The 20,350-nt window shown below is 53.5% G+C and carries 19 protein-coding genes and 1 tRNA gene; 8 read left to right on the top strand and 12 right to left on the bottom strand.

Annotated features, from left to right (window positions below):
* Nucleotides 1-6 precede the first annotated feature (6 nt).
* Together purH and ACK4HN_RS01685 are read right to left on the bottom strand one after the other, a co-directional pair.
* Nucleotides 7-1,563 carry a bifunctional phosphoribosylaminoimidazolecarboxamide formyltransferase/IMP cyclohydrolase gene (gene purH / locus ACK4HN_RS01690; protein ID WP_409877164.1) on the bottom strand — a complete coding sequence of 519 codons (1,557 nt, stop codon included), beginning with the start codon at nt 1,561-1,563 and terminating at the stop codon, nt 7-9.
* A 36-nt stretch (nt 1,564-1,599) separates the two neighbouring features.
* Nucleotides 1,600-2,589: a ribose-phosphate pyrophosphokinase gene (locus ACK4HN_RS01685; RefSeq protein WP_409850598.1), complete on the bottom strand. Its 990-nt coding sequence runs from the start codon at nt 2,587-2,589 to the stop codon at nt 1,600-1,602.
* 117 nt (nt 2,590-2,706) lie between these two features.
* On the opposite strand from ACK4HN_RS01685, the gene ACK4HN_RS01680 reads away from it, so the two are divergent.
* Nucleotides 2,707-3,603: a carbohydrate ABC transporter permease gene (locus tag ACK4HN_RS01680; protein WP_409877204.1), complete on the top strand. Its 897-nt coding sequence runs from the start codon at nt 2,707-2,709 to the stop codon at nt 3,601-3,603.
* Here ACK4HN_RS01680 and ACK4HN_RS01675 read toward each other — a convergent pair.
* From ACK4HN_RS01675 to ACK4HN_RS01655, 5 genes are all read right to left on the bottom strand, one after another.
* On the bottom strand, nt 3,600-3,722 hold the full coding sequence (locus ACK4HN_RS01675; RefSeq protein WP_181495209.1) for a photosystem II reaction center protein J: 123 nt from the start codon (nt 3,720-3,722) through the stop codon (nt 3,600-3,602). The two genes, ACK4HN_RS01680 and ACK4HN_RS01675, sit on opposite strands and share 4 nt — an antisense overlap.
* A 41-nt stretch (nt 3,723-3,763) precedes the next feature.
* Entirely contained in the window at nt 3,764-3,877 is a 114-nt protein-coding gene (locus tag ACK4HN_RS01670) for a photosystem II reaction center protein L (protein WP_149820459.1), read from the bottom strand.
* Between the two features lie 12 nt (nt 3,878-3,889).
* Complete coding sequence (psbF, locus tag ACK4HN_RS01665) at nt 3,890-4,027, bottom strand: cytochrome b559 subunit beta (protein ID WP_011057382.1); 138 nt, start codon at nt 4,025-4,027, stop codon at nt 3,890-3,892.
* Between the two features lie 7 nt (nt 4,028-4,034).
* Nucleotides 4,035-4,289, bottom strand: coding sequence for a cytochrome b559 subunit alpha (psbE, locus tag ACK4HN_RS01660; protein WP_409850592.1), 255 nt, complete (start codon nt 4,287-4,289; stop codon nt 4,035-4,037).
* Nucleotides 4,290-4,428: 139 nt separating this feature from the next.
* Nucleotides 4,429-7,236 carry a CHASE2 domain-containing protein gene (locus ACK4HN_RS01655; protein ID WP_409877163.1) on the bottom strand — a complete coding sequence of 936 codons (2,808 nt, stop codon included), beginning with the start codon at nt 7,234-7,236 and terminating at the stop codon, nt 4,429-4,431.
* 205 nt (nt 7,237-7,441) lie between these two features.
* On the opposite strand from ACK4HN_RS01655, the gene chlG reads away from it, so the two are divergent.
* Nucleotides 7,442-8,437 (top strand): chlorophyll synthase ChlG, encoded by a 996-nt coding sequence (gene chlG / locus ACK4HN_RS01650; RefSeq protein WP_409877161.1) that lies wholly within the window; start codon nt 7,442-7,444, stop codon nt 8,435-8,437.
* A gap of 9 nt (nt 8,438-8,446) precedes the next feature.
* Nucleotides 8,447-9,376, top strand: a complete 930-nt coding sequence (locus tag ACK4HN_RS01645) for an RluA family pseudouridine synthase (protein WP_409877160.1) — start codon at nt 8,447-8,449, stop codon at nt 9,374-9,376.
* Here ACK4HN_RS01645 and ACK4HN_RS01640 read toward each other — a convergent pair.
* Nucleotides 9,373-9,894: a hypothetical protein gene (locus ACK4HN_RS01640; RefSeq protein WP_409877159.1), complete on the bottom strand. Its 522-nt coding sequence runs from the start codon at nt 9,892-9,894 to the stop codon at nt 9,373-9,375. The two genes, ACK4HN_RS01645 and ACK4HN_RS01640, sit on opposite strands and share 4 nt — an antisense overlap.
* Before the next feature lie 26 nt (nt 9,895-9,920).
* Nucleotides 9,921-9,993 (bottom strand) — tRNA-Ala (locus tag ACK4HN_RS01635).
* A 185-nt stretch (nt 9,994-10,178) separates the two neighbouring features.
* Here ACK4HN_RS01635 and ACK4HN_RS01630 point away from each other — a divergent pair.
* The 3 genes from ACK4HN_RS01630 (at nt 10,179) to ACK4HN_RS01620 (ending at nt 13,747) form a co-directional block, all read left to right on the top strand.
* Nucleotides 10,179-11,504, top strand: coding sequence for a PrsW family glutamic-type intramembrane protease (locus ACK4HN_RS01630; RefSeq protein WP_409877158.1), 1,326 nt, complete (start codon nt 10,179-10,181; stop codon nt 11,502-11,504).
* Between the two features lie 190 nt (nt 11,505-11,694).
* Nucleotides 11,695-12,945 (top strand): branched-chain amino acid ABC transporter permease, encoded by a 1,251-nt coding sequence (locus ACK4HN_RS01625; RefSeq protein WP_409877156.1) that lies wholly within the window; start codon nt 11,695-11,697, stop codon nt 12,943-12,945.
* Nucleotides 12,935-13,747 (top strand): ABC transporter ATP-binding protein, encoded by an 813-nt coding sequence (locus ACK4HN_RS01620; protein WP_409877155.1) that lies wholly within the window; start codon nt 12,935-12,937, stop codon nt 13,745-13,747. Before ACK4HN_RS01625 ends, ACK4HN_RS01620 begins: the two co-directional genes overlap by 11 nt.
* Here ACK4HN_RS01620 and dnaG read toward each other — a convergent pair.
* Complete coding sequence (gene dnaG / locus ACK4HN_RS01615; RefSeq protein ID WP_409877154.1) at nt 13,736-15,838, bottom strand: DNA primase; 2,103 nt, start codon at nt 15,836-15,838, stop codon at nt 13,736-13,738. The genes ACK4HN_RS01620 and dnaG overlap by 12 nt on opposite strands.
* Nucleotides 15,839-16,031: 193 nt before the next feature.
* Between dnaG and ACK4HN_RS01610 the strand changes: the two genes are divergently transcribed.
* Nucleotides 16,032-17,141 carry an ATP-dependent 6-phosphofructokinase gene (locus ACK4HN_RS01610; protein ID WP_409877152.1) on the top strand — a complete coding sequence of 370 codons (1,110 nt, stop codon included), beginning with the start codon at nt 16,032-16,034 and terminating at the stop codon, nt 17,139-17,141.
* Here the strand turns inward: ACK4HN_RS01610 and miaB are convergent.
* Nucleotides 17,138-18,493 carry a tRNA (N6-isopentenyl adenosine(37)-C2)-methylthiotransferase MiaB gene (miaB, locus tag ACK4HN_RS01605; protein ID WP_409877151.1) on the bottom strand — a complete coding sequence of 452 codons (1,356 nt, stop codon included), beginning with the start codon at nt 18,491-18,493 and terminating at the stop codon, nt 17,138-17,140. The genes ACK4HN_RS01610 and miaB overlap by 4 nt on opposite strands.
* Before the next feature lie 15 nt (nt 18,494-18,508).
* On the bottom strand, nt 18,509-19,210 hold the full coding sequence (grpE, locus tag ACK4HN_RS01600) for a nucleotide exchange factor GrpE (protein WP_409877149.1): 702 nt from the start codon (nt 19,208-19,210) through the stop codon (nt 18,509-18,511).
* A 437-nt stretch (nt 19,211-19,647) separates the two neighbouring features.
* On the opposite strand from grpE, the gene ACK4HN_RS01595 reads away from it, so the two are divergent.
* Entirely contained in the window at nt 19,648-20,343 is a 696-nt protein-coding gene (locus ACK4HN_RS01595; RefSeq protein ID WP_409877148.1) for an aldehyde oxygenase (deformylating), read from the top strand.
* The last annotated feature ends 7 nt before the right edge of the window (nt 20,344-20,350 follow it).

Below are 20,350 nucleotides of genomic sequence, written 5' to 3'. Positions count from 1 at the left end.
TATTTCTTAGTGGCGGAAGTGTCGCCGGTTGGTAAAGACCATGGCAATTCCCGCTTCATTGGCTGCTTGGATGGACTCATTATCCCGCAAACTGCCCCCCGGTTGAATAATCGCCGCAATACCAGCATGGGCAGCGGCCTGCACCGAATCGGCAAAGGGGAAAAAGCCATCACTGGCCAGCACACCACCATGGGCCGCTTCACCGGCTTGATCTAAAGCAATTTTCACCGCGCCGACACGATTCATTTGACCGGCACCAATCCCTTGGGTCTGGCGATCGCGACTGACAACAATAGCATTGGACTTTACGTGCTTCACCACTTTCCACGCAAAGATTAGCTCCGCCATCAACGCTGGACTGGGTTCGGTGGCTGTGACCACTTGCCATGCCTCTGGTTCAATGGGAGTGGGGTGAATATCTTGGACAAGAAAGCCGCCAGCAATGGTTTGAATGGCCGTGGTGGGAGCCGTCTGCAACTCAGGTAGGGTGAGAACCCGCATTTTGGGCTTGGTTTTCAGGATCGGCAGTGCCGCTGCCTCACAGGCCGGAGCCACCACACACTCTAAAAAGGTACGGGTCAAGGCTTCAGCAGTGGCCACATCCAAGGGGCGATTCAGGGCAACAATGCCGCCAAAGGCAGAGACACTATCGGCTGCAAAGGCACGTTCGTAGGCCTCCACAAGGGTTTTGCCCTCAGCGACGCCACAGGGATTGGTGTGTTTAATAATGACGGCGGCAGGGGCACTCTCCCCGAGGAATTCGCTGATTACTGCCCGTGCAGCTTCTAAATCGAGCAGATTGTTGTAACTGAGTTCTTTGCCCTGAAGCAGGTCGGCAGCAGCCCAACCCCTAGGGTGTGACCCACTGATGTACCAAGCAGCCCGTTGATGGGGGTTTTCGCCGTAGCGCAGGAGTTGTTTTTGCTGTCCCGTGAGGTGAAAGACAGGGGGCAGTATTTCTGGGGTCGTGTTGGGAGAGGTGAGTTGTTGTAGATACTCAGCGATCGCCTGATCGTAACTGGCCGTCAGCGCAAAGGCCCGCTGGGCACAGGCAAGGCGAAAAGTAGGTTGGGCTTCTCCGTGCAGCCGCAGTTCCTGAAGATAGGTCTCATACTGGCTGGGATCTACCAGCACCGTCACATGGGCATGGTTTTTGGCAGCAGCGCGAATCAGCGTCGGCCCACCAATATCAATTTGCTCGATCGCCTCAGCAAGGGTAACGTTGGGCTGAGCAATTGTTTCGGCAAAGGGATAGAGGTTGACCACCACTAGCTCAATGGGATGAATGCCTTGGGCTTGCAGATCAGCCTCGTCTTCGGGGCGATCGCGCCGTGCCAAAATGCCGCCATGAATTTTTGGATGCAGAGTCTTGACCCGCCCCCCAAGAATTTCCGGTGCCCCTGTGTACTCCGAAACCGGTGTCACGGCAATCCCCGCCGCCTGCAAGGTCTTTGCGGTGCCACCGCTACTCAGGAGCGTAAAGCCAAACTCCTGCACCAAGGCCGTAGCCAACTCCACCAGTCCTTGCTTATTGCTGGTGCTGAGTAAGGCAATTCGCCCCATGCCTATAATCCTCCTCGGTGACTAAGAAAGCCTATTTTAGCGGAACATGCTGCTCACCGAGCTATCTTCATGGATGCGCCAGATAGTTTCTCCGAGAATACTCGCCACCGAAAGCACTGTCAGTTGAGGGAAGCGTTGGTTTTCTGGCACTGGAATGGTGTTGGTCACAATGACCTCTTCAAAGTCACCCCCTTGCAGGCGCTCGATCGCCGGCGGAGAAAAGACCGCATGGGTGGCACAGGCATAGACTTCCTTAGCCCCTTCCCGCCGCAGTAACCGTGCCCCTTCTAAAATCGTGCCAGCGGTATCAATCATGTCATCCACAAGCACGGCTATTTTGCCCTTAACATCGCCGACCACATTCATTACTTCAGCCACATTGTGGGCTTGGCGACGTTTATCAATGATGGCAAGGGGCGCATCATTCAACTTGTTGGCAAAGGCACGGGCGCGGGCTACCCCACCCACGTCGGGGGAGACAACCACAATATCCTCTAGATTTTTGCTGCGCAGGTAGTCAAGGAGTACGGGCGAGCCATAGACATGATCTACAGGAATGTCAAAGTAGCCTTGAATTTGTGCGGAGTGCAGATCCATGGCCAAGACGCGACTTGCCCCTGCTTGAGTGATCAGATTGGCCACTAATTTAGCGGTAATGGATTCACGGCCAGCGGTCTTGCGATCGGCACGGGCATAGCCATAGTAGGGAATGACGGCAGTGACTTGACGGGCGGAGGCGCGGCGACAGGCATCCACCATAATCAACAGTTCCATCAGGTGGTCGTTGACTGGCCGGCAGCAGGGTTGAATCAAGTAAACATCACAACCGCGAATGGATTCCTGAATCTGCACATATAGCTCCCCATCGGCAAATCGTTTGCGCACCATGGGGCCAAGATCAATACCGAGGTAGCGAGCAATTTCCTGAGCAAGGGCAATATTGGCAGAACCCGAAAACAGCTTTAGACGACTATGATCAGAAATGTGAGAGGGGGTCGTCGTGGGCAATGGCGCAGTGTGAATCACAGCATCTCCCCAAGATGGCGTGCGTTTTGATTCAATCTTATCACTTCCAATTTCGGCAGCCACTACCCTAGGATTGAATTTATAGCAAGACAAGTTTTGAGGTCATCATCTTTGCCAATGGCGCGATCGCGATTCCGACGATTGGGGGATGTTTTTTTGTCACCAACAGTAGTAGCTTGGTTATTCCTTTTACCTGCACTTTTGTTTCTGACAATTTTTGTTTTTTTGCCGATTTTGTACCTTGTCTATCTTAGCTTTACGACCGGTAGTTTTAGTCAAGAAGGGGTGCGTTGGGTTGGCCTCCAGAACTATCAACAGTTGTTCCTCAGTCCCGACTTTTGGCAAGTCATTGGTAATACCCTTTATTTCACAGCGGCAACGGTGCTACCCACGATTGGGCTGCCCCTCCTGCTGGCGGTAGGTCTCAATCAAGCCATTGTGGGACGGGATCTCCTGCGTACGGCCTACTTTTTGCCAACCATGACCTCAATTGTCGCCGCCGGTTTAGGCTTTCGTTGGTTGTTTCAAAGGGATGGCCCAGTGAATCAACTCGTGCAAAGTTTAGGAGGTGAACCCATTGCTTGGCTGAGTGACCCCAATTGGGCAATGCCAGTGCTGATTTTGCTCAGTAGTTGGAAGCAATTGGGGTTTAATCTCGTCGTCTTTTTAGCCGGATTGCAAACGATTCCCCGCGATCGCTACGAGGCTGCCCTCCTCGATGGTGCCAACGCTTGGCAACGGTTTCGCTACATTACGCTGCCGGGGCTGCGACCCACTTTAATTCTAGTGTTTGTCACAACAACGATTTTCACGTTGCGCAGTTTTGAACAGGTTTATGTGGTCACCGGTGGCGGCCCCTTAGATACAACAAACCTGCTGGTATTTTATATTTACCAACAGGCCTTCGCACTATTTGACTTTGGTTATGCCGCTGCGGCAGCAGCGGTTCTTTTGGGAGTCACCCTTGGACTTATCTGGCTACAATTGCGTACGCGCCAAGACCCCAATCTCTAGAGGGAGGAGCCAAGGCCAGCGTAGGCACCGTAGAAGAACAGCCCCACAATCACAATCACTCCCATACCGGCCACCGTTGCCACAATCCACAGGGGAATCCGTCCACCTTCAGATAACATGATCAATTCCTCCTAAGCAGATTCAGTTATAGCGAAGGGATTTAGTTAAAGAAGTAGCTGGAAAAGAGCAACGCAAGGACGAAGATCAGCAACAACCCTAGGTACAGGGATGTGCGATTCAGTTCGACCGGCTGACGATTGGGATTCGGTTCCATGGCTGCACCTTCCTAACGTTGGATAAACTGCATTGCCGCGATCGCCCCCAAGAAGAAAATCGTGGGCACAGCAAGCGTGTGAACGGCCACCCAGCGGACCGTAAAAATCGGGTAGGAGACGGGTTCTTGATTGGGTGTGTTACTGGTCATGGCAATCCTACTTCAACTGTTCCAAGAAGGTTTCGACTTGTTGTTTGGCTTCAAAGCGATCGGTCACCAGCGGGATTGATCGCTGGTCCTGGGCATAGTAGCTATCGGGGCGTGGTGTGCCAAACACATCATAGGCCAAACCGGTGCTGACAAAGAGCCAGCCAGCAATGAACAACGCCGGAATGGTGATGCTGTGAATCACCCAGTAACGGACACTGGTAATAATGTCGGAAAATGGTCGTTCTCCTGTCGTTCCAGCCACGTTGCGATGCCTCCAAAGTGTCTAATGTTAAAAAAAGGAAACGGTACTATCCATCATACAGCCTTTTTTCACAACGATTTAGCCCAATCAATCAGAACCGCCAGTTCCCTCTACAGCCTTAAAATTCTCAACCTTCAGCCTAAAATCCTGCTTTGGCTAAATCATTAAGCACTTCCTCTGCACTCTGGTAGCGATCGCGAAAGTTGTACCTAATCATTTTATTGATAATGGCAACAAACTGCGGCGAGAGATGCCGTCCCGGCTGCCAGACAATATCCCCCGTGTACGGGTCAGAGGGCAAATCCATCGGGGCAAGTCCCGTCAGACCTTCCACAATCACCATGCCCAAAGAGTAAATATCACTGGCAATCACGGGTCGTCCTGCCATTTGCTCACTAGGGGCGTAGCCACGGGTACCAATTGAGATCGTATATTTGCCGTGCTGGAGCAAATCCTCGGGCTGGACATGGCGTACCGCCCCAAAGTCAATCAAAAACAGTTGTTGATCACTGCGGCGGCGCATGATATTAGCGGGTTTAATATCCCGATGCACCACCCCAAACTGATGCACATACTGCAAAATCTCCAGAATACTCTTGAGGATGGCGAGGGCTTCGGGTTGGGAGAGGGTAATTTTCTTTTCAAACTCTTCTTTGAGGGATTCGCCATCCACATACTCTTGGGTGAGATAGAAATATCCCCCCTCCTCAAAGTAGGCCAGTAATCGGGGGATACGCTCGTGTTGACCCAATTGGGCTAAGGTTTCCGCTTCCCGCTGAAAGAGGCGACGAGCAATGGCCAAAAAACGTTCATCCTTACGGGAGGGCACCAACTGCTTGACCACACAAATCGGATGATTCGGCAGGTGCAAATCCGCCGCCAAGAACGTGCGCCCAAATCCCCCTTCCCCGAGTTGACTCAGGACACGGTAGCGTCCCCCCACAGTTTGGGGCAGCGGTTCCTTGGGTTCTTCGCTGATGTCAGAAATGACGGTGGTTTTGGGTTGGGTGCCGCTCGGTGTTTGCGTCTCTGTGGTTGGGGGTGGTGGCGAGGGGACTGTCGTGGCGGGAATCACCTCTGGAAGCTGGGTCGAATCCGCAGACAGCGAGGTCAAGGGGTCAGGGCTGGATGGTTGTGTTTCCGGTAAGTCTGCGCTAGTTGCGAATTGAGTGGGTGGAGTTGAGGTAATGTCCGGTCGCGTTTCAGGAATAGACAGTTCGGTTTCAGGCAAGTCCACACTAGTTGCGAATTGGGCTGAGGGGGTCGAGGTCAGGTCTGGGGTGGTCAGTGGTTCAGGTAGGGTGAGTTGTGTTTCAGGTAAATCAACAGTAGGGATGCTAGGGGTCTCCGGCATCGCTGTTAAGGCTTCGGGAGCCGTCAGTTGGGTTTCTGGGAAATCAGGGTGTCGTGTCTCGCGGATCTCTGTGGAGGGAATCTGATCGACCACGGAGGTGAGGAGAGTAGGGGCTGTGTGGGGTTTATCTCCAGTGGCAGGGGCTGGTGTGGGTTCGATGGGAGTAAAGGAAATTTCTGTTTCCGGTTGTAGCACCGTTGCATTGGCATCCCTCTCTAGGCAAGAGACTTCCGTTGGCGCGGTTTCAGGGATTTCCAAAATGGGGGCTGATTCAGGTGGGGGTGATTGACTGATACCTTCAGTGATCAACTCTAAGGGAGTCGCCGAGAGATTACTGGGAACAGCCGTCGGTGCAGAGGGGGTAGAGGTGGATTCAGCAGGACTCAAGGCACGGTAGCCCAGCATCAAAACCGCCGCACTGCCAAAGCCAACCAGAGGTGCCATCAGTGGAATCCAACTCCCCTGTAAAAAGAGGAGAAAGGTGAGGCCACTTAAGCCCAGTCCCCCAACCACCAACAATGGCACAATTACCCAACGGTGTCCCTTGGCGATAATCAGGGCACCAAGCCCAGACCAAACAAGTATCCAAAGGACGATCGCCTCCTGTGGCCATGTACCCATGGGAGAACGGTTATCCAGAGCCGCTGCTAGCAGATCTTCAAGGATCGCTGCTTGCACGACAACACCGGGGGTAAGGCGGTTGGTTTGCCCCGGCAGGGTAATCGGAATCAAAAACTTGTCGTTACTGCTGCTGCCGGTAAGGCCAATGAGTACGGCGCGATCGCGTACCTTCGAGGGCAGCACTTGACCTGTCAGCACCTCCTTTAGGGTGACTGTTTCATAGGGCTGGATGGGGTGGGCATAGTTGATTAGGATTTGAAACCCGGCAGCATCGAGGTTGTTGTAGCCCCCCCAGTTACTGGTTAAGGCCTGAAAATGAGCCGTTCCTAATTCAAGGCGGTTCTGAGCCACAGCTTGGGGATTCATCCCCAGAAAAATACGCGCCAAGGCCAGGGCAAAGGATTGAGGCGTGGAGCAGCGATCGCCCCCTTCGGGTTGGCTGGCAAGAATAGCGCGACGCACCACGCCATCATTATCAATGGGAATGTCCGCAAACCCCACCTGCTCATTCGGCAGTCCAGCGGGAGGGGCAATGCCGGGATCCTCTTCACTCCGCACTTTACAGACAATGACGGTGTTGGGTTGGGTCATCATCACCCGTCCGAGGGAGGGCAGCACATCGGTCGGCGGTTTGAAGCGATCGGGCACGGGAAAATCGCGAAAAATATCAATGCCAATGACCTTGGGTTGATACTTTTGCAATTCATTGACGGCCTGAATGAGCAATTCGTCCGGAATCGGGTACTGCTTGAGGGTTTGAATGTCAGCCTCGGTAATTTGAACAATCAGTAACCGCTGGGAGGTAGCCGCTGTTGATCGCCAGCGCAGCCATTGGTCATAGACTCTCAGTTCCAAGGGTTCCAGCAGGCCGCCCAGCCGCAGGGCAAGGACGCCCACTGTGGCGATCGCCGTCGCAATGACCGCCGCCGGTAAAGCGCGTTTAAGATGCTCAGGGCTAGATACAGAGGTCATGGCACACTCTGGGGCTGTTCTGCTGACGCTGAAAGATTCTAAAAGCAGTTTTGCTTCTATCCTGACCTACGGCACTGGCGATCGGCAAATTGAGGAGGATAACCCTTAACATCCTCCCTGCGCTAGAGAACAGTATTATCCCCATAGGTGGTGGAAGGGGAAACGACTATAATCAGTGAGGTGACTGCTGAGCACAACAAGCGCTATGACGGAAATGCCCGATTCAACGACGAGTTCGACCCCTGCGGAAAGCACCACAGCAGCAGCGCGCCAACTGCTGGGCATGAAAGGTGCCAAAAGCGGCGAGACCAATCTTTGGAAAATTCGCCTGCAATTGATGAAGCCCATCACCTGGATTCCTCTGATGTGGGGGGTGGTCTGTGGCGCTGCCTCTTCGGGGCAATTTACGTGGAGTGTGGAGGACGTGCTCAAGGCAGCGACTTGTATGCTGCTCTCAGGCCCCTTGATGGCTGGCTACACGCAAACCCTTAACGATTACTACGATCGCGAGATTGATGCGATCAATGAGCCTTACCGCCCGATTCCCGCGGGGGCGATTTCCCTCAATCAAGTGCGAGCACAGATTATCTTGCTGCTTGTGGCGGGTCTGGCCTTAGCCCTGTTATTAGATCTGTGGGCTAATCATCCCACCTTCCCCGTGACCAAAATTGCTTTGCTTGGGGGCTTTTTGGCCTATATTTACTCTGCACCGCCTCTGAAATTGAAAAAGAATGGTTGGCTCGGTAATTACGCCTTGGGGGCAAGCTATATTGCGCTGCCATGGTGGGCAGGCCATGCGCTTTTTGGTGAATTGACGCCGACAATTGTGATTTTGACGTTGATTTACAGTCTGGCAGGCTTGGGCATTGCCATTGTCAATGACTTCAAAAGCGTTGAGGGCGATCGCCAGCTGGGCTTGGCCTCCTTACCAGTGATGTTTGGTGTCACCACGGCTGCTTGGATCTGTGTCCTGATGATTGACATTTTCCAGTTGGGAATTGCAGGTTACTTGATGGCGATTCATGCCAATCTTTACGCCGTGCTGTTGATTTTGCTAATTATTCCCCAAATTGTGTTTCAGGATATGTACTTCCTGCGGGATCCTTTGAAAAATGACGTGAAGTACCAAGCCAGTGCCCAACCCTTTCTAGTGTTAGGGATGCTGGTGGTGGGGTTAGCCCTTGGCCATACGCTGGTGTAGTTGGGGGGCATGATAGCATCGCTGACCTTCAGGGTAGAAAAGGGGGGCGATCGCCTCGATACCTTCCTTGCCCAACAGCATCCTGAACTCTCGCGATCGCGCTGGCAGCAATTGATCCAACAGGGGCACGTACGCCTCAATGGCCAAGTGTGCGATCGCAAAAATCAGCTCCTCAGTGGGGGTGAAGTGCTGGAGGTGGCGCTCCCTGGGCCAGAGCCATTGGATTTAATCCCTGAACCCCTGCCCCTGAGTATTCTCTACGAGGATGAGGAGTTACTCATTCTCAATAAACCGGTGAATTTAGTGGTGCATCCCGCCCCCGGTCATAGTCGCGGTACGCTCGTTCATGGTCTATTAGCCCACTGTCCTAACTTGACGGGCATTGGCGGTGTGCAGCGGCCGGGGATTGTGCATCGTCTAGACAAAGACACCTCTGGCGTCATGGTTGTCGCTAAAACGGAGTCTGCCCTACACCATCTGCAACAACAACTGAAAGCACGACAAATGCAGCGCCACTACCTTGGTGTCGTCTATGGTCAACCCCCTGAAGATACGGGAACGGTAATTACACCTATTGGCCGTCACCCGGTGGATCGCAAAAAAATGGCGGTGGTGCCCCCTGAAAAAGGCCGCATCGCCATTACCCACTGGTATGTAAAAGAGCGCTTTCGCCACTGTGCCCTTGTCGAGTTCCACCTTGAAACCGGTCGTACCCATCAAATTCGGGTTCATGCCGCCCACTTGGGTTGGCCACTGTTGGGGGATCCCCTCTATGGCCGAGGCACGCCGCTAAAAGTGAAGCTTCCCGGCCAAGCGCTTCATGCCTATCGCTTACAGTTGCAGCATCCACGTACAGGTCAAGCAGTGGTGGCGATCGCTCCCCTGCCAGAGCATTTAGAAAAGCTGCTGCGTCTCCTGCGGCAGCAGACTCTCCCCTAGGGCTGCGGCAGATCAAACATCAATAGTTTGGCCAGCAAACCCACGGTAGCGATCAAGAGTGCCACCAGAAATCCCCATAGGCGTGCATCTGTTCCCGCTTGGCGTTTGGAGATGTCCTGCAACGTCACCTCAATGGTGGAGATTCGTTGTCCCAATTGTGCTTCCACGCTCTTAATTTGCTGCTCTAGCTTTGATTCAACGGCGCTAATTTGCTGTTCTAACCTAGACTCAACGGCCTTGATTTGCTGCTCTAGCTTTGATTCAACGGTACTAATCCGTTGTTCTAATCTTGATTCTACAGCACTGATTCGTTGCTCTAGCTTGGCTTCAACAGCATTAATCCGCTGCTCTAGTTTAGCTTCAACGGCATCTATTTTCTCTTCAAGGCGTTGAAAACGCTCATTTGTCGTAGCGATATGGATGTCTAGCTTTTTATCAATTTGCTGAATGGCATTCTGAATGCCTTGGATGGACTCCAAGACTTGACTCAATTCAGACTGGGTTGCGGACTCACTCATTGACTAGAGGGGAGTTTCTAGTTTAATGGAGCTAAGCGGACTCGAACCGCTGACCCCTTCAATGCCATTGAAGTGCTCTACCAACTGAGCTATAGCCCCGAATCAGCAGATTTTTATTCTCACACAAAGTGCTGCCTTTTGTCAACTCTGTTGCCTCTGTTGCCTCCGTTGCCTAAAGCGAAGAAGGGACACTTGGGAGTTCTACTTACTCTCCTGATTATAAGGAAGTCCTAAGCGGCCAGTGTATAGTGGGGGTGAGTGCTGAGCAGGTTAGGACGTTGGGATTGTCATCGTCCCCCTTGCAGTTGATCCGGGTGCTAATGAATCGCGATCGCTCCCCCCTCAATCCAACGCTGAAGTATGCGGGTGTACTGCGGCAAGTCTCCCCTGAAATGGGGCAGTTTTGGCTGTCCCAAGAGGAGGTAACCATTATTGGCCGTGACCCCACTACTTGCCACATCGTCCTTGACGCTCACATTTATACCTCTGTTTCCCGCCACCATGCGCAACTTACCTGTCAAAAGCGGGGTAGCATTCCCGTGTGGGCGATCGCTGACCTCGGGAGTGTCAATGGCACCTATGTCAATCAACAGCGCGTGGAGACATTAACGGTGCTCAATGCGGGCGATCGCATTCAATTGGGGCGCCAAGGGCCTGAATTTGTCCTAGAATACTTGCCCCTTACCGAAGTTGTGAGTACCCAGTCCGATTCGCCCCTCACCCTCACGCAACTGCTGCCTATTTTGGCCATTCATCCCGACTGGGTACGCAAAGCCTATCTGGTACCGGGGATTGTTACCGTTGTTGCGGTCATCCTACTTTTTGCCACGGCTGGCTCCCCCGACGCGTTCAAGGTCATCTTGGCGCTCTATTTGGGCAGTGCTGCCTATTACTTCATTTATCAACTCTGTGGCAAACGCAAACCTGTATGGGTTTTACTGGGCACGTTGACGCTGGAAATTTTGATTCTGCAAAGCCCGATTTTGCCAGCAATGATCTATCTCTTTCGCACAATCTTACCGGGTCAACTGCATCCGCCCCATTCTTCATTTTGGGTGCTATTCGGCCGCAACTTCATTGGTGCTGGGCTAATGGAAGAGCTACTCAAGGCCTTACCAATTGTCGTGGCCTATGGGTTAGGGCGATGGCTGCCGAGTCCATGGAAACAAAAGGTGGGCGTATGGGAACCCCTCGATGGCATTCTTTTGGGGGCCGCCGCCGGCCTCGGTTTTACGTGGACAGAGACCCTTGGGCAGTATGTCCCTAGTATTGCAGGTCAGTTTGGTCATTTAGCTGGTCTGCAAGTGCTGATTCCGCGGGTATTGGGATCCCTAACGGGGCACATGGCCTACACGGGCTACTTGGGCTATTGTGTGGGCTTGAGTGTATTGCGCCCCCATCGCGCACCCTTGATTTTAATCGTTGGCCTAAGTCTAGCCGCCTTTCTCCATGCCCTTTGGAATACGGCTGCCGCCCGTTTTGGTCCGATGGGTTTGGCCGTGGTGGGGATTTTGGCCTATGTGTTTCTTACCGCCGCGATTTTGAAAGCGCGTCAACTGTCTCCGACGCGATCGCAAAACTTTGCCACCCGATTCTATGGTTATCGCTAATCTCTACGTCGGTGAGGAGAGCAGGGTGGCATTCCCAGAAATGATTGGCTGACTTTTCTAATATGGGTTTGCTCTGTAGCTCTAGGCGCAAGCATTGATGTATAAAATAGACTCATTTTGATTCCTTCATCCACTGGCGCGATCGCAACAGTGCAGCGGAACTGTATCACCTTTTACTTCGACAATCTCAATGGTTGGCTATCTCATTTCCCTTGGTATCTTCACTGCCACCTTTGCCCTTTTTAGCCTGGGGCTGAATTTGCACTGGGGCTACACGGGGCTAATTAACTTTGGCCATGTCGGCTTTCTGGCCATTGGTTCCTACACCACGATTTTGTTGGGGATTGCTGGCGTGCCCATGGTCTTTGCCGTTCTTGCTGGGGTGGTGCTAGCCATGGGACTGGGCTTTTTAATGGGGATTGCTACGCTGCGACTGCGGGAAGATTACCTTGCGATTGTGACGATTGGCATGGCGGAAATTGTCCGCCTGATTGCCCTCAATGAGGACTGGCTCACCCGTGGGGGGCGCGGCGTGTATGGCTTTCCCTTGCCCCTTGCGCAGTTCAACCCCAATCTGCCAACCAAGCTGGGGATGATTGCCCTTTTTTGGGCGGTGGTGGGGGCGGCGGCATGGCAGTGGTGGCAATGGCTAGAGCGGCAGTATGGGGGATCACACCCCCGCTGGTTACTCCCTAGCTACGCAGCTTTATTGATTGCCGGTACCCTCAGCCTGTGGGCAACATTGCTCCCCTTGAGCTTAGGACGAGGAATAGCCCTTTTTCCCTTGGGGTTGACGCTGGTGACACTGGGTGGGGCGATCGCCCTCGTGAGCTATTATTGCCGTTCAGAAAAACCAGCAGTGGTTCCCATCGCTTTGAATACGCTGGCTGCTGCTCTGGTGGGTTTGGTGGCCAAAGCCCTTACTCTTGGCCTGTGGGATTTTAGTTACCGGGCTGGGCTGTTGTGGCTGTTGGTGTTGGTGTTGGCCTTGGTGGTGTGGCAGTTAGAGCGGTGGATTCATTCCCCTTGGGGACGGGTGCTCAAAGCCATCCGCGAAGATGAAGAGGTGGCCAAAGCTCTAGGCAAGAATGTCTTTGCCTACAAAATGCAGTCACTGCTGTTGGGAGGGGCGATCGCGGCGGTAGCAGGGTCTTTTTATGCGTGGCAGCTCACATTTATTAACCCCGATGGCTTTGTATCCCTGATTACATTTCAGGCGTGGACAATTGTCGTTTTAGGGGGCGCAGGCAACAACATGGGTACCCTTCTCGGCGCTGCTCTCTTTTGGGCCTACACGGCCCTGACCCGCTTTATTCCCCTTGATGGCGGTCGCCTAGAGGCCTTGCGGATGATGCTCATTGGCCTTGTCCTCATTCTCTTGATGATGTGGCGACCCCAAGGTATTTTGGGCAAAAAGGAGGAACTCAGCCTTGGTCGATGAACCTTCTCTCGCCCCCGTCTCTAGCGGTGTCAGTCCAGTCTTGCCCTCAGACCTGCTAGTGGCTACGGGGCTATGCAAAAGTTTTGGCGGCATTCGCGCCGTGGATCATGCCGACATTCGGGTTGCCCGCGGCAGTATCACCGGTCTCATTGGCCCTAATGGTGCCGGCAAAACCACCCTATTCAACCTGTTGTGCAACTTCCTCACCCCCGACCAAGGCCGTGTGATTTTTGATGGTACCCCCATTAGCCATTTGCCCCCCCACCAAGTTGCCCTGCAGGGACTCCTGCGCACCTTCCAAGTGCCCCGTGTACTCTCGCGCCTATCGGTTCTCGAGAATATGCTCCTAGCCGCGCCACTGCAAACGGGGGAGAAGTTTTGGAATAGCTGGCTGCAACCCCTGCGCATCCGCCAAGAGGAACAGGAACTGCGGCAACGGGCGTGGGCAATTTTGGAATCTGTAGGGCTAGCAGCCAAGGCCAATGACTATGCCGGTGCCCTGTCGGGAGGGCAGCGCAAACTCCTTGAAATGGCACGGGTTATGATGCACCGCCCCCGCATGGTACTCCTCGATGAGCCAGCCGCCGGCGTCAACCCGACCTTGATCAACCAAATTTGCGAGCACATCCTGCGCTGGAATCAGGAGGGCGTGACGTTTTTGATTATTGAACATAATATGGACGTCGTGATGTCCCTGTGTCAGCACATCTGGGTCTTGGCCGAGGGGAGAAATCTTGTGGATGGCCCTCCCAGTGAGATTCAAACCAATCCTGAGGTCTTGAGAGCTTACCTAGGACAATGAGTCCTTGGAATGGCCACGGATCATTGCCAAGGAAGGGCAGCGCTGCTGATCCAATTGCTGAAGGTATTGGCGATGTTGGTAGTAGTCATGGCGAAGTTTTTCAAGCTGTTGTAGCCGCTCTGGTGCCACTCCGGGAATATCGTCAATCTCACTGTTGCTGTCGGTCAGCAAGCGATTCAGATAGTGGCGTAGGGCTTCACTGGTGGGAGATTCACTTAAAATCAGGGCAACCGTCTCCTGCCAAGACTGGAGGATGTAGCGACACCGCTTTTCAACGGCAATGCGCTCAAGGGCGGCGGTAGCGGCTTGGATGACAAGTTCGGGGCGATCGAGACTGACGGCAGTGGTCTCATCTAAATGTAGGAGCGGAGTCATCAGGGAAGCTTCTCCCGCTTCGGCGAGGCGATCAAAAAGATGGGTGACCAAATCCAGGTCCGTCAGTGGTGTTCCCGTCTCGGTGGGTGAAGGCAAGGGCCACTCAGCGGTATAGGGATCATCCGGTGCAGGCAGACCGGCACAGTGTTCTTCTTCAATGGCCAAGATTTGCCGCCACAGCCAGCGATGGTGGGAGAGGCTAAATTCAATCTCCCGTGCTTGCAGCGTTTGCCGAATCAGGGGGCGATATTCCCCACAGTGCAGATAGAGGCGCAGTAGCTGTTCTTCAGCCGCTTGACGCAAATTATAGTCCGCTGGACGTTGCCATTTTTGCGATCGCCCCTGCCAGCGCTGACCTCGCACCTGTTGCCGCAGCGATTCTTCGATGCGGAGGATAAAGCGACTGTCGTGGCGTCCCAGTAGCTCAGCACAGTGGTGAATGTAGTGACTGCGCAGTGTGGCATTGGGGAGTTTGCCCAAGAGTTCACTCAAGGCTTGGCTCGCCTGCTGAAATTGATCGCTTTGGTCGAGATCGTACTGCTGCAAGATGTTTTGGATTTGCCAATCGAGCCAGAGGGGCGCTTGATCTAAGAGGGTTTGGTAGCGATTGCGCCGTGCCTCTAAGGACTCCGCCGCATCCGTGAAAAAGTCAGCCGCATCTTTACCTGCTGGTAACGTGAGAATGCGCAGTCGCAGATCTCCCCGATAGGCCAAATCCGCAGCCTCGCCAATGGCGCGATCGGCAGCCCGCTGTCCCGCTTGATCCGCATCAAAGTTGAGAATAATTTGTTTCGACTCGGTATAGCGCAGCAGCAGTCTAATTTGGGCTTGAGTGAGGGCAGTGCCTAAACTGGCCACCGCTTGGGGAAACCCCGCTTGGTGCAATGCCATCACATCAAAGTAACCCTCAACCACAATGGCTTGATCCTTTTGGACAATGGCTTGCCGTGCCTTATCAAGGCCAAAGAGCAACTGTCCCTTGTTAAAAATGGGAGTTTCTGGCGAGTTGAGATACTTCGGCTCTTCGTTGCTCAGGGTACGACCGCCAAACCCCACCACCCGTCCTTGGGCATCCATGATCGGGATCATCAGGCGATCGCGAAAGCGGTCATAGTAGCCATCCCCTGTCCGCCGAGGCATAATCAAGCCCGCCTGTTCAACTAAAGCAGCAGGGTATCCCTTTTGCTCCACAAGATAGCTGTAGAGCCCTTGCCAACCCGCAGGGGCATAGCCCAAACGAAATTGTTGGATAGTCTCCTCTTGTAGGCGGCGTTGCTGTAAATAGGCTTGAGCCGCTTGGCCAATGGGCTGCCGCAGGGCGTGTTCATAGAAACTGGTGGCGATCGCCAGAATTTCGTACAGTTGCTCTTGCAGGGATAGCCGTGCCTGTAGTGCTTGTTTTTGCGCATTATCAAGGGTGCGCACTGGAATCTGATGGCGTTGGGCAAGGTCGAGCACTACCTCGGCAAAGGAGCGCTTTTGCAGTTCCATCAGGAACTTAATGGCATTGCCCCCGGCACCGCAACCAAAACAGTAGTAAAACCCCTTCAGGGGGCTGACGGTAAAACTGGGGGTTTTTTCCTCGTGAAACGGACAACAGCCCACATATTCTTGCCCACGCTTGCGTAGGACAACGTGCTCGGCCACCACATCCACAATGTTGACCGTTTGGCGCACAGCCTCAATCGTATCGGGGTGTAGGCGAGGAATTTCCATAGATTACCAGTCTAATCGATCCTCTCAATCAGATGTTTCCCTCTTGAGAATTCAACGATTCCTAAGGATGTTGCAAGCTCTTAACTCAAGCAGCCAAGGGCGATTGAGCTTCGCTAGGATGTTGACGGTGCCTTTGTTAGGCGCAGAGGCAGTCCTTGACGCCACAACTGTTCATATTAGGGAGCAAACGTTCATGAGTACCAGCCGCAAACGACTGGGTGTGTTCACCAGTGGCGGAGATTGCCCAGGTCTGAATACGGCCATCCGTGCTATTGTTGCCCATGCCACCTTAAGTTACGGTTGGGAAGTGCTTGGCATTCTCCACGCTACCCAAGGGCTAATGGAGCGCAAAGCAATCCCCCTAAATGCAGAAGGACTGGGGGGGATGGACGTGCTGCTCAACATGGGGGGAACCATTCTCGGAGCGATCAATAAGGGCGATACCCTTGGTCATGCCGATGAAGTCATTGCAGGGTACCATGAATTGGGCTTAGATGCCCTCATTGCCATTTGTGGCGATGGCAGCCTGAAAATTTTGCATCAACTGGCACAAAAGGGAAACTGGAACTTCCTAGCCATTCCAAAAACCATAGATAACGATGTCGCCTTGACCGATCGCGCCATTGGCTTTGATACGGCTGTTAACACTGTTGTCGAAGCCCTGAGTCGGATTACCTCCACCGCCGCTAGCCATGATCGGGTGTTTGTGGTGGAAGTGATGGGGCGTACCGCTGGTCACTTGGCGCTGTATTCGGGGATTGCGGGGGGCGCTGATATTATCCTGATTCCAGAAATTCCCTACTCCATTGAAGGCATTTGCCAGCACCTCCAGAAGTTGCGCGATCGCTGGGGACGCAAATTTGCCCTCATTGTCGTTGCCGAGGGCGCCAAACCCCTAGAGCAGGACGCCAACCATTGCCATCATGCCAGTATCGCCCACTATATTGCCGATAAAATCGTCCAGCACAGTCCTATCCCCATTGAGCTAAGGGTCTCAGTGTTGGGTCATATTCAACGCGGGGGTGCCCCGATGGCCATGGATCGGCTACTGGCAGCAGGGATGGGTAATACTGCCGTGGATCTCGCCGCCCAAGGGACATTTGGTCGGATGGTGGCATGGCAGGCAGGGCAAGTTGTCACCGTTCCCATTGCCGAGGTGGTTGCTAAATGCCCGCGCCACGTGGATCCCGATAGCTTTTTGATTCGCACTGCCCAAGGCTTGGGCATTTATGTTGGCGATAAGCCGATGTTGCCCTACGTGGATCCTATCCTCTGCCGCAATGAGGTGATTTGTGCGATCTAAGCGCCAGCTAACGCATGATCCGCAAGGGGCACCCCACTAAGGCTAAAGGCTCGTGCGTCCGTAATACGGACACGCACCAGTTGTCCCCGCAAGGTCTCAATATCGCCGGGCAGGTAGGTGAGGCGGTTGCCATCGGTACGACCATAGACTTGTTTCGGATTCTTGGGATTGACTCCCTCCACCAGCACTACCTCTTCTCTCCCCAAGTAGCGTTGGGAGCGATCGCTAGCGATCGTCGCCACTAAATGATTCAGCCGTTGGAGGCGATCTTCTTTAATCTCTTCCGGTACTTGATTCTCCCACGTGGCCGCTGGCGTATTGGGTCGGGGAGAATAGGCTGCCGTGTTCAGTTGATCAAATCCCACCTCCGCCACCAGATCCAGCGTGCGCTGGAATTGTTCTTCCGTTTCGCCGGGGAAACCCACAATGGCATCGGCACTAATAGAAGCATCGGGCATATAGCGGCGAATGGTTTCAATGATTTGCAGATAGCGCTCGCGCGTATAGCCCCGTGCCATTGCCTTGAGAATCTCATTATCCCCCGACTGAAAGGGAATGTGGAAATGCTTACACACCTTGGGAAGTTCGGCACAGGCGCGGATCAAGCGCTCTGTAAAGTAGCGGGGATGGCTGGTGGCAAAGCGAATCCGCTCAATCCCTGCCACATCATGGATGTAATAAAGCAAATCGGTAAACGTGTGCTGGCGTCGCCCCTCTGGGGTAATTCCCGGCAAATCGCGACCATAAGCATCAATGTTTTGGCCGAGGAGCGTCACTTCCTTGTAGCCTTGGGCCGCTAGCTCCTCAATTTCAGCGCGGATTGCTTCGGGGCGGCGAGATTGCTCCTGTCCCCGTACCCCCGGCACCACACAGTAGGTGCAGCGTTCATTACAGCCATAAATGACATTCACCCAAGCGGTGACCGTGCTATCACGGCGGGGTTTGGTAATGTCCTCAACAATGTGCAGTGGTTCTGTTGCCACCACTTGCTGCCCTTGCCACACTTGCTCCAGCAGCTCGCCAAGACGATTGGCATACTGTGGCCCCATGACCAGATCGACTTCGGGGACTCGCCGCAGCAGTCGCTCCCCCTCCTGTTGAGCCACACAACCAGCCACAATCAGCGTTAGATTGGGGTCTTGATGCTTGCGCTTAGCCTGCCGCCCTAAATAAGAATAGAGCTTTTGCTCCGCGTTTTCGCGAATCGTACAGGTGTTGTAGAGCAGCACATCGGCCTCATCCGGTTCAGGAACCGGTTCTAAGCCCATTGCCTCCAAGACTCCGGCCATGCGCTCAGAGTCGGCTTTGTTCATTTGACAGCCAAAGGTGGTGATGTAGTAGCGGCGTGGCATTCCCGTGAAGTGCCCCTATACGTCCGTCACATCGTTGGTGGCATTGTTGGTGGGGTTGGTGTCATTGGCGCTGCTTTCTTCCGCAGGCGCGGCAACTTTGACCATGGCATGGCGCAACACGCGATCGCCCAGCATGTACCCCCGCTTGAGTTCTTCAAGCACTGTGCCTTCGGGGTGTTCATTCGTAGCTTCCCGCAGCACCGCCTCGTGGAGATTGGGATCAAAGGGCTTGCCTTTGGCTTGCATCGCCGAAACGCCAATACGCTTGAGGCACTCCACTAGTTGCTTGTAAACCCCCTGATAGCTGCGGTGGATTTTTTCTTCCGCCTCTGTTTCCGTTTGAATGTGGGTGCGGGCTAGCTCAAAGCTATCCACCACAGGCAGCAAATCAGCAATGACACTGCACTTAATCTGTAGCTCTAGTTCCTCTTTTTCCCGCTGGGTGCGTTTGCGGAAGTTTTCAAAGTCAGCGGCAAGGCGCATGTATTGGTTATTGCGCTCCTCTACGACCTGCGAAAGTCTGGCGTTAGCAGCTTCAAGGGCAGCAACTTTCTCTAGCAAATCCGCTGCATCCGCAGGAGTTTCTGTCGTAGAGGTGGCTTCAGGCGCTTGACCCTCTTCGCTTGTAGTGGCCTCTGCATGATTCTCAAGGACATTGGGGGTCATTTCGCCTTCTTGGGCTTCAGCAGCAGGATTGGTTAAGGTTTCATCACTCATAGGTTGACTCAGGTTATGCCCTTTAGACTGTAGATTGCGCACTGCTGTGCGTTCAATGGTTTTAGCCTATCACTTCCCCCATTGTATCAATAGGGGCGAGGCATCCGTCGATTACGGACTTCTCTACACCTATTGCAGGATTATGCCTGAAGGGAAACAATAAATACTACTCTCTGCTCTAGAGATACTACTCTGAGAATGTCTGAAACTCAGCTCATGGGTCCTAGCCATTAACGATGGAAAATTTTCCTAAAACAAGGTCAAAGGTGGGTCTTCATGTCCTTTAGAGCTATTGGTGCATAGAGATTCGCCTATTGAGGAACTCGAAAATCTCTGGCACGCTGCCCTTGGTCAGGGGATCGCTGCTGCGATATGATAACAGAAGCCCTGCTACCTCACAACTTCTGATAAATTTTCTGTCTTTAGGAGAGCTTGCAATGACAACGGCTACCGCTACACCAGCGCTGGACTACCGCAGCGATCGCTACAAGGATGCCTACAGCCGCATCAACGCCATTGTCATTGAAGGTGAGCAGGAAGCCCACGACAACTACATTGATTTAGCCAAGCTGCTGCCGCAGCATCAAGAGGAACTCACCCGTCTTGCCAAGATGGAAGCCCGCCACAAAAAAGGGTTTGAGGCCTGTGGTCGCAACCTGAGCGTGACCCCAGATATGGAATTTGCCAAAGCCTTCTTTGAAAAACTGCGCGGCAACTTTCAAGCGGCACTGGCAGAGGGGAAAATTGCGACTTGTCTGCTGATTCAAGCTTTGATCATCGAGTGCTTCGCGATCGCGGCCTACAACATCTACATCCCCATGGCAGATCCCTTTGCCCGCAAAATTACTGAGGGCGTGGTCAAGGATGAGTACACCCACCTCAACTTTGGCGAAGTCTGGCTAAAGGAAAACTTTGAGAACGTCAAAGGAGAACTTGAAGAAGCCAATCGTGCCAACCTGCCCTTGGTCTGGAAAATGCTCAACCAAGTGGAAGCCGATGCCAAAGTGCTGGGCATGGAAAAAGACGCCCTCGTGGAAGACTTCATGATTCAGTACAGTGGTGCCCTAGAAAATATCGGCTTTACCACCCGTGAAATTATGAAGATGTCAGTTTATGGCCTAACTGCGGCATAATGGTGGC

This window comes from Thermosynechococcus sp. (assembly GCF_046299655.1).
Lineage (GTDB): Bacteria > Cyanobacteriota > Cyanobacteriia > Thermosynechococcales > Thermosynechococcaceae > Thermosynechococcus.
This window is presented reverse-complemented; position numbering and strand designations above follow the sequence as displayed.